Here is a 9,557-nt window from a genome sequence, read left to right as displayed (position 1 = left end):
GAGTTTTGAGGATATGATAGATGTGTTGTCCCTTTTTAACCCCCTCAGAAATGATTTTATCCATGTCCCAGAAAGTTTGAGAATTGAGAGGAGTTCCTTCACGAGCTTCGACAAGAGTTTGTTCGTACTGCTTTTGAGCTTGTTTAGCGAGATAGAAGATTTTCTGATAGCCACAGTTTTGTCTTCTTTTAGGGCATCCATTACAGACAAAGGGAGCTTTATCAAGTAGAGGGCAAGGAAGGTTGTTAGAGGTAGAGTCTCTAATTTGTTTGTTTCGTTTGACTTCTTTAGAAACAGTAGTCGGGTCTTTTAGAATAAGTTGCGCGATAGCTTTGAATGTTTCACCGCGCTCTAAACCTAATTGGACATCATTACGGTCTGAAAGGGTAAGGTGTTTATGTTTGGTCATAGTAGGCCTCATTTCTACCACAAACGTCTCACACTTAATTCCACCATAAAAATCCGTTTTAGACTAATTTCCACTTCGGTCAGGAAAGTGGAAGTTACTTTGAGAAATTACCGTATATTTTCTACCAATTTAAAATGAAGTAGGGGGAAGAAAATTTTCATATAAAATGATATAATGAAGAGTAGCTTTTTTATGGAGAGGAGGCCTAGAATGAATTTTCAGCAATTATCTAATCTTCAATACTGGTCTAGTTTATTTTCCAGTCCTTGGAGTATTCTGATAAATGTGATTGATATTCTTATCGTTGCCTATATCTTATACCAATTTACAAAATCAATTGCAGGAACCAAGATTATGATCCTGGTTCGAGGTGTTTTAGTTTTTATCTTAGCTCAGATAGCAGCAAATACCCTAGGCTTAACAACTATTTCCTGGTTGATCAATCAATTAATTACTTACGGTGTTATCGCAGCGGTTGTTATTTTCTCTCCAGAAATTCGGACAGGTTTAGAGCGATTAGGACGTGCGACTGATTTCTTTTCAAGTACACCAATGAGTTCAGAAGAAAAGATGATTCAGGCCTTTGTTAAAGCGGTAGAATATATGAGCCCGCGGAAAATTGGAGCACTGGTATCAGTTCAGCGTGTCAGAACCTTGCAGGAATATATTTCCACGGGGATTCCTTTAGATGCTAAGATTTCTGCAGAACTCTTAATCAATATCTTCATTCCAAACACACCTTTACATGATGGTGCAGTCATTATAAAAGGTGATCGAATAGCTGTAACATCTGCTTATCTTCCACTTACTGAAAACACTGGTATTTCTAAGGAATTTGGAACGCGACACCGTGCAGCCATTGGTTTATCTGAGGTTTCTGATGCTCTCACTTTTGTGGTATCAGAGGAAACTGGAGGTATTTCCATTACCTATAATGGTGTCTTTAAGCATGATTTAACGATGGAAGAATTTGAGGAAGAGCTACGTCGTATACTGATTCCGGAAAATTCACAAGAGCCAAGCTTAACAGAGCGTATATTAGGAGTCTGGAAGAATGAAAAAAAATAGTTTATATATCATCTCCTCACTCCTATTTGCTTGCATTTTATTTATCTACGCTACCTCTATTAATTATCAAAATAATAATAATGCAAGACCGGCTCGAACAGAAACCTATACCAATACGGTCGTAAATGTACCAATTGATATTCAGTACGATAGTGAGCAGTATTTTATTAGTGGTTTTAGTTCAGAAGTAACGGTATTTTTAACTGGATCCAATCGAGTGACCTTGGCTAGTGAGATGCAAGAAAGCACTCGTAAATTTAAGGTTACTGCAGATTTAACACAGGCGACAGAAGGAACCGTTGAAGTTCCCTTGACAATTGAAAATCTTCCGAACGGTTTAACAGCCTTAGCAACACCGCAGAAAATCACCGTTAAAATTGGGAAGAAAGCAACACGGGATAATTTACCAGTCACTCCACAGATTGACTCTGGTAAGATTGATGAACGAATTCTCATCGATAGTGTGACTGTTTCAGATGAACGCGTTTCAGTTACTAGTGATGCTGATACCTTATCTAAGATTGATAAGATTGTGGCTGTTTTACCAACTAGTGAAAAAATTACAGGAAATTATACGGGTTCAGTTCCCTTACAAGCTATTGATAAGAATGGAACAGTTTTACCAACGGTGATTAAACCGTATGAAACAACCATGAAGATAACAACGAAACAAGCTAGATCAGCAAGTAGTTCTACCTCTTCAACTACTAGCTCATCTTCAACGAAATCTTCTACTGCAGGGTCTGAAACCAAACCAGATTCTTCAAAGAAAGACTAAAAAATTAGAAAAGGATATAACATGGGTAAATATTTTGGAACGGACGGAGTCCGTGGAGAAGCAAACGTAGAATTAACGCCAGAATTGGCCTTTAAATTGGGTCGCTTTGGAGGATATGTCCTCAGTCAACATGCGACAGAAGCGCCTAAGGTTTTTGTTGGACGCGATACACGTATTTCAGGGGCAATGTTAGAAGCAGCCTTGATTGCTGGTCTTCTTTCTGTGGGAATTCACGTTTATAAACTTGGTGTACTTGCTACACCTGCAGTAGCATATTTGGTGAAAACTGAAGGAGCGAGCGCAGGTGTCATGATTTCAGCTAGCCACAACCCAGCCCTTGATAACGGGATTAAATTCTTTGGTGGAGATGGCTTTAAGCTAGACGATGACAAAGAAGCAGAAATCGAAGCCTTGCTTGACGCCAGTGAAGATACTCTCCCACGTCCAAGTGCTGAAGGATTAGGTACTGTTGTTGATTACCCAGAAGGATTACGCAAGTATGAAGCCTACCTGGTTTCAACTGGAACAGCTCTTGAAGGGATGAAGGTAGCCTTGGATACTGCAAATGGAGCAGCTTCTACAAGTGCTCGTCAAATTTTTGCAGATTTGGGTGCTCAAATCACTGTCATTGGAGAAACTCCAGATGGTTTGAACATTAACTTGAATGTTGGTTCGACTCATCCAGAAGCCTTGCAAGAACTTGTAAAAGAAAATCAATCTGCCATTGGTTTAGCCTTTGATGGGGACAGCGATCGTTTGATTGCAGTAGATGAAAACGGTGAGATTGTCGACGGTGATAAGATTATGTATATCATCGGTAAATACCTTTCTGAAAAAGGTCAATTGGCACAAAATACAATTGTAACAACAGTTATGTCCAACCTTGGTTTCCATAAAGCCTTGGACCGTGAAGGCATTAATAAAGCTGTCACTGCTGTCGGAGACCGCTATGTAGTTGAAGAAATGAGAAAATCAGGCTACAATCTCGGTGGAGAGCAGTCAGGTCACGTTATCTTGATGGACTACAATACAACTGGTGATGGTCAGTTGTCAGCAGTTCAATTGACGAAGATCATGCAAGAAACAGGTAAGAGCTTATCTCAGTTGGCTTCAGAAGTAACAATTTACCCACAAAAATTGGTTAATATCCGTGTGGAAAATACCATGAAAGACAAAGCCATGGAAGTACCAGCTATCAAGGCTATTATCGATAAGATGGAAGAAGAGATGGCAGGTAACGGACGTATTCTCGTTCGTCCAAGTGGAACTGAGCCACTCTTGCGAGTCATGGCTGAAGCACCAACAACTGAAGAAGTAGATTACTATGTGGATACCATTGCTGAAGTTGTGAAAGCAGAAATCGGAATTTAGGAAAGTTAGCAGAAAATAAGAAAATATGTTACAATGTCAAAGTAAATTGTAACCATGGAGAATATGATGAATTTAAAACGTGAACAAGAATTTGTTAGTCAGTATCACTTTGATGCTCGTAACTTTGAATGGGAAAATGAGAACGGAATTCCTGAAACAAAGGTTGATGTGAACTTCCAACTACTTCAACATGACCAAGAAAATCAGGTGACTTCTCTCGTAGTTGTTTTGAGCTTTATGATTGTCTTTGATAAATTTGTTATCAGTGGTACTATTTCTCAAGTCAACCACGTTGAAGGCCGTATCGTAGATCAACCAAGTGACTTTAGTCAAGAAGAAGTTGAGACGCTTGCTCGTCCTTCTTTGGATATGCTAAACCGTTTGACTTATGAAGTAACGGAAATTGCACTAGACTTACCAGGAATTAATTTGGAGTTTTAAAAGAATGAAATTAGCGGTCATAACAGACTCATCTGCTTTTCTACAAGCGGAAACCTTGCGGAAAGAAGATTTATTTGTGCTTGACATTCCTGTGAATATCGACGGACAGGAGTATGTTGAAGGTGTAAATCTAACCGCTCAAGAATTTTATGAAAAAATGGCTCGTTCATCTGAACTACCTAAAACAAGTCAACCAAGTATTGCAAAGTTGGATGAAATTTTATCATCATTAAAAGAAAAAGGCTATACTCATGTTTTGGGTCTCTTCCTTTCTTCTGGAATCTCAGGGTTTCACCAGAATATCCAGTATATGACGGATGAGTTCGAAAGTCTAACCATTGCTTTTCCTGATACTCGAATTACAAGCGCACCACTAGGATTCATGGTGGAAAGTGTGTTTCAATGGTCTGAGCAGGGAGATGATTTCCAGTCTATACTAGATAAGTTAACAGAACAGATTGAAAATACTTCTGCCTTTATCGTGGTAGATGACCTTGATCATCTGGTTAAAGGTGGTCGTTTATCAAATGGCGCAGCTATTTTAGGGAATCTTCTTAGCATTAAACCAATTCTATATTTCAATGACCAAGGTGTTATCGAAGTTTATGAGAAGGTTCGTACAGAGAAGAAAGCAACAAAACGTTTGGTTGAAATTGTTAAAGAAGCAACAGCTAATGGCAATTACCAGATTACTGTCATTCACGGGAATGCTCCTCAAAAAGCAGCTGATTTGCTTCAGCTTTTGTTAGACAGCGGAGTAGCTACAGACATTTCAATTGCAACCTTCGGCAGTGTCATCGGGACTCACCTTGGAGAAGGAAGTATTGCTTTAGGTTATACACCAATTGTCTAGATTGTTCTTACAGGCTTTGTATCTTAAAATTGAACACGGACTATCTGCCTCTTGAAAAAAGATGCCTGTCTTGCCTTTCATGGAAAGTCAGCACCATTCCCTATTTTTCATGGGCAGCTAACGTCCTTTGTATCTTAGATAGGAGTAAAGATGAGTATTCGAGTGATTATTGCTGGTTTTAAGGGAAGAATGGGTCAATCTGCTTGTCAGATGGTTTTGTCTGATCCTGAACTTGAACTAGTAGCTGTTTTGGATCCTTTTGAGTCTGCATCTGAGTGGCAAGGAATTCCAGTATTCAATGATAAAAATGACATAGCAGGCTTTGATGCCCATGTTTGGGTGGACTTTACTACACCAGCTGTCGCCTATGAGAATACACGTTTTGCTCTTGAAAATGGCTTTGCTCCAGTAGTAGGAACGACAGGTTTCACTAGTCAAGAAATCGAAGAATTAAAAGAATTGTCTCGTTCCAAAGGCTTGGGTGGCTTGATTGCTCCTAACTTTGCCTTGGGTGCTGTCTTACTCATGCAATTTGCAGCACAGGCAGCTAAATACTTCCCAAATGTGGAGATTATTGAGCTTCACCATGATAAGAAAAAAGATGCTCCGAGCGGGACAGCAATCAAAACAGCTGAGTTGATGGCACAAGTTCGTGAGTCTATTCAACAAGGTGCTAGCGATGAGGAAGAACTCATTGCGGGAGCACGTGGAGCTAACTTTGATGGTATGCGTATCCACTCAGTTCGCTTGCCAGGATTGGTAGCCCATCAGGAAGTTATTTTTGGAAATCAAGGAGAAGGATTGACCCTGCGTCATGACTCCTATGATCGTAGCTCCTTCATGACAGGAGTGAATTTGGGAATCAAAGAAGTTGTCAAGCGTCATGAGCTTGTCTATGGATTAGAACACTTACTATGAAATTAACAAAAATGCCTTCTGAATTTCAGAAGGCTTTACCAGTATTAGAAAAAATTAAAGAAGCAGGATTTGAGGCTTATTTTGTGGGTGGCTCTGTTAGGGATGCCCTTCTTAACCGCCCCATCCATGATGTGGATATCGCGACTTCATCTTATCCAGAAGAGACCAAGCAGATTTTTCCACGCACAGCTGATATCGGCATTGAGCATGGGACCGTTTTGGTTTTAGATGGAGATGAAGAGTACGAAGTCACCACTTTTCGAACAGAGGATGTCTATGTAGACTATCGGAGACCAAGTTCTGTTTCTTTTGTTCGTTCACTCGAAGAAGATCTCAAACGCCGAGATTTCACAGTCAATGCCTTTGCCTTGGATGAGACAGGGGAAATCGTCGATTTATTTGATGGTTTACAAGATCTAGAAAATCAAGTTTTACGAGCAGTTGGTGTAGCTAGTGAACGTTTCAACGAAGATGCCCTACGCATTATGCGCGGATTTCGTTTTCAAGCTAGTCTTGGTTTTGAACTCGAGCAAGAAACCTTTGAAGCGATGAAAACCTTAACGCCACTCTTAGAGAAAATTTCTGTGGAACGTACTTTTGTTGAATTTGATAAACTTCTACTAGCTCCTCATTGGCGAGTAGGTCTGTCTTCTATGATTGCAAGTAAAGCTTATGATTATCTTCCAGATATGGCTGGTAGTCAGGACAAACTCCAATCTTTGTTTGACTTAGAGGCTGATTTTACCTTTGAATCTTCTGAGCAAGCCTGGGCAGCACTTTTATGGGGTCTAGAAGTGGAAGATGCTCAACAATTTTTAAAAAATTGGAAAACTTCGCGTCAATTTGCCAAGCAAGTTCAAGATTTACTTACGATCTTAGAACTTCGTGAAGAAGGGGAACTAAGCAAGCGCGATTGTTACCGCTTTGATCTAGATTTGCTTTTACAGGCTGAAAATCTTCGTCAGGCTCAAGGGAAAGAAGTCAATCCACAGGCCATCACAGAGACTTATCAGAGCCTAACCATTCATGATAAGAAAGAAATGCAAATCAATGGTGGGATTTTGATCAAAGAATATGGTTATCAACCAGGACCAGAAATGGGAGAAATTTTAGCAGAGATTGAGTATGCTATTGTGGATGGAGATTTGGAAAATAACTTGGAAGCTATTCATGCCTACTTGAGGGAGAAAAAATGAGTGATTTTATTGTTGAAAAACTAAGTAAATCCGTTGGGGACAAGACCGTCTTTAAGGATATTTCCTTTATCATTCATGACTTGGACAGAATCGGTCTTATCGGCGTCAATGGAACTGGAAAAACGACTCTTTTAGATGTTCTTTCAGGAGTTTCAGGTTTTGATGGTGACGTAAGCCCTTTTTCGGCAAAAAATGATTACAAGATTGGCTATTTGACTCAGGACCCAGATTTTGATGATAACAAGACTGTCTTGGATACTGTTCTATCGAGTGATTTGAAAGAAATCCAGTTGATCCGTGAGTATGAATTGCTCATGCTCAACTACAGTGAGGATAAGCAGGCACGTTTGGAAAGGGTTATGGCAGAGATGGATTCCCTCCAAGCTTGGGAAATTGAGAGTCAGGTCAAGACCGTTCTCAGCAAGTTGGGAATTCAGGATTTATCAACTCCCGTTGGAGCCCTGTCAGGTGGTTTGCGAAGACGGGTTCAGTTGGCCCAAGTACTTTTGGGCAACCATGACCTCTTGTTACTAGATGAACCAACCAACCACTTGGATATTGCGACCATTGAGTGGCTAACCCTCTTCTTGAAAAATTCTAAGAAGACGGTTCTCTTTATCACCCACGACCGTTACTTCCTAGATGCTCTTTCAACGAGAATTTTCGAGTTGGACCGAGCTGGTTTGACAGAATATCAAGGAAATTACCAAGACTATGTTCGTCTCAAGGCGGAACAGGATGAGCGCGACGCAGCTCTTCTTCACAAAAAGGAACAGCTTTACAAGCAAGAATTGGCCTGGATGAGACGACAACCACAGGCTCGTGCAACCAAGCAACAAGCACGCATCAATCGATTCCATGACTTGAAAAAGGAGGTTTCTGATACTAGTGTTGAAACAGACTTGAGCATGAATTTTGAAACTAGCCGTATCGGTAAAAAGGTCATCGAGTTCAAGGATGTTTCCTTTGCCTATGACGACAAACAGATTCTGCAACATTTTAACCTTTTGGTTCAAGCTAAAGACCGTATCGGAATCGTTGGTGACAATGGTGTTGGTAAGTCAACTCTTCTCAATCTCATTGCGGGAAGTCTTGAGCCAACGGAAGGAGAGGTTATTATCGGTGAGACAGTTCGCATCGCCTATTTCTCTCAACAAATCGAAGGTCTGGATGAAAGCAAGCGAGTTATCAATTACCTACAAGAAGTGGCAGAAGAGGTTAAGACCAGTGGTGGCTCTACGACCTCTATCGCTGAGTTGCTAGAACAGTTCCTTTTCCCTCGTTCAACGCACGGTACTTTGATTGAGAAGCTGTCAGGTGGAGAGAAGAAACGTCTGTACCTCCTTAAACTTCTTTTGGAAAAACCCAATGTTTTACTTTTGGACGAGCCAACCAATGACCTTGACATTGCGACCTTAACAGTTCTAGAAAATTTCTTGCAAGGCTTTGCAGGTCCAGTTTTGACAGTTAGTCACGACCGCTATTTCCTTGATAAGGTTGCGACTAAGATTCTTGCTTTTGAGAATGGTAGCATTCGTCCTTTCTTTGGGCATTACACCGACTACCTAGATGAAAAAGCCTTCGAAGCAGAAGCGACAAATCAAGTTCAAAAGGCTGAGAAGGAAAAGGTAGTCAAGGTCCGTGAAGAAAAGAAACGCATGACCTACCAAGAAAAGCAAGAGTGGGCAAGTATTGAAGGTGACATCGAAGCCTTGGAAAACCGTATCTCTGTCATTGAAGAGGAAATGCAGGCCAATGGCTCTGACTTTGGCAAACTAGCTACTCTTCAAAAAGAGTTAGATGAGAAGAATGAAGCCTTGCTTGAAAAATATGAACGCTATGAATATTTAAGTGAGTTGGCGTAATGGAAGAAAAAATTATCAAATGGAGCAGTAAGAAAATCATTTGGACTATTGTTCTCTGCTTCCTTGAGTTAGCTTTTCTTCTTTGGATCCTATCTTTTATGATGACCTATCCCAAGGAGGCACCTGTGGGATTGGTGGCATTAAGACTCTTTGTCTTATTCTTAATCATCATTGTTGGATGGATTTTGTATGAACGTTTGCGACTTCTTTTTTCAGATAAAGAGTATTTGAAATGTACGGCCCAAGGTTTTTCCTATAAGCCACATCCTAAAAAAGATTGGCAGTTTTATTCCTGGGGGCAAGTAGAAACATTTTCTCTAATGAGAATCAAGGGTGGTAGAAGTTCAAGGGATTTTTATACTATTGAAGTTCATTTTAATGATAAAGATCTTTTGAAAACCAACTCTTTATGGAATCGTCTACGAAGTAGATTTTCGACTGCAAAGCAATCAAATGTTTTGAAAATCCCAATCTATTTGCTGGACGTCGGTTTACCGCGAAGAGTATTTGAAACCATGTCCTACTTTGAGCGAGAGTGGCGCATCCAACAAAATCGTCAACGCAATCAAAAATCTAAAAGCAAAAAGAAGGAAAGATTTCATTAAACGAGCAATAGTTATAGATCTGATTAGAAGCCTTGGACTCAGTTTCCAGGGTT

The 9,557-nt window shown here is 40.2% G+C and carries 10 protein-coding genes; 9 read left to right on the top strand and 1 reads right to left on the bottom strand.

What is annotated here, in order from left to right:
• Positions 1-409: helix-turn-helix domain-containing protein (locus QM911_RS02425; RefSeq protein WP_414312996.1), on the bottom strand; the 409-nt coding region annotated here is incomplete at its 3' end.
• Between the two features lie 210 nt (positions 410-619).
• Between QM911_RS02425 and cdaA the strand changes: the two genes are divergently transcribed.
• The 9 genes from cdaA to QM911_RS02380 all read left to right on the top strand — a co-directional run bounded on the left by cdaA (position 620) and on the right by QM911_RS02380 (position 9,504).
• Positions 620-1,477: a diadenylate cyclase CdaA gene (gene cdaA, locus QM911_RS02420; protein ID WP_414312995.1), complete on the top strand. Its 858-nt coding sequence runs from the start codon at positions 620-622 to the stop codon at positions 1,475-1,477.
• Entirely contained in the window at positions 1,464-2,255 is a 792-nt protein-coding gene (locus QM911_RS02415; protein WP_414312994.1) for a YbbR-like domain-containing protein, read from the top strand. The genes cdaA and QM911_RS02415 overlap by 14 nt, the downstream gene beginning before the upstream one ends.
• 21 nt (positions 2,256-2,276) lie before the next feature.
• Complete coding sequence (gene glmM, locus QM911_RS02410) at positions 2,277-3,626, top strand: phosphoglucosamine mutase (protein ID WP_414312993.1); 1,350 nt, start codon at positions 2,277-2,279, stop codon at positions 3,624-3,626.
• A gap of 66 nt (positions 3,627-3,692) precedes the next feature.
• Positions 3,693-4,067, top strand: a complete 375-nt coding sequence (locus QM911_RS02405) for a DUF1149 family protein (protein ID WP_004252208.1) — start codon at positions 3,693-3,695, stop codon at positions 4,065-4,067.
• 4 nt (positions 4,068-4,071) lie between these two features.
• On the top strand, positions 4,072-4,920 hold the full coding sequence (locus QM911_RS02400) for a DegV family protein (protein WP_414312992.1): 849 nt from the start codon (positions 4,072-4,074) through the stop codon (positions 4,918-4,920).
• Positions 4,921-5,070: 150 nt separating this feature from the next.
• Complete coding sequence (gene dapB, locus QM911_RS02395; protein WP_414312991.1) at positions 5,071-5,838, top strand: 4-hydroxy-tetrahydrodipicolinate reductase; 768 nt, start codon at positions 5,071-5,073, stop codon at positions 5,836-5,838.
• Entirely contained in the window at positions 5,835-7,034 is a 1,200-nt protein-coding gene (locus tag QM911_RS02390) for a CCA tRNA nucleotidyltransferase (RefSeq protein WP_414312990.1), read from the top strand. The genes dapB and QM911_RS02390 overlap by 4 nt, the downstream gene beginning before the upstream one ends.
• A complete protein-coding gene (locus QM911_RS02385; protein WP_414312989.1) occupies positions 7,031-8,899 on the top strand; it encodes an ABC-F family ATP-binding cassette domain-containing protein in 1,869 nt (622 codons plus the stop codon). The genes QM911_RS02390 and QM911_RS02385 overlap by 4 nt, the downstream gene beginning before the upstream one ends.
• Positions 8,899-9,504, top strand: a complete 606-nt coding sequence (locus tag QM911_RS02380; RefSeq protein WP_414282628.1) for a hypothetical protein — start codon at positions 8,899-8,901, stop codon at positions 9,502-9,504. Before QM911_RS02385 ends, QM911_RS02380 begins: the two co-directional genes overlap by 1 nt.
• Positions 9,505-9,557 lie beyond the last annotated feature (53 nt).

Source organism: Streptococcus infantis (genome assembly GCF_047460825.1).
Lineage (GTDB): Bacteria > Bacillota > Bacilli > Lactobacillales > Streptococcaceae > Streptococcus > Streptococcus infantis_V.
Note: the sequence above shows the minus strand (reverse complement) of the source record. Positions and strands in the feature narration are given on the sequence as shown.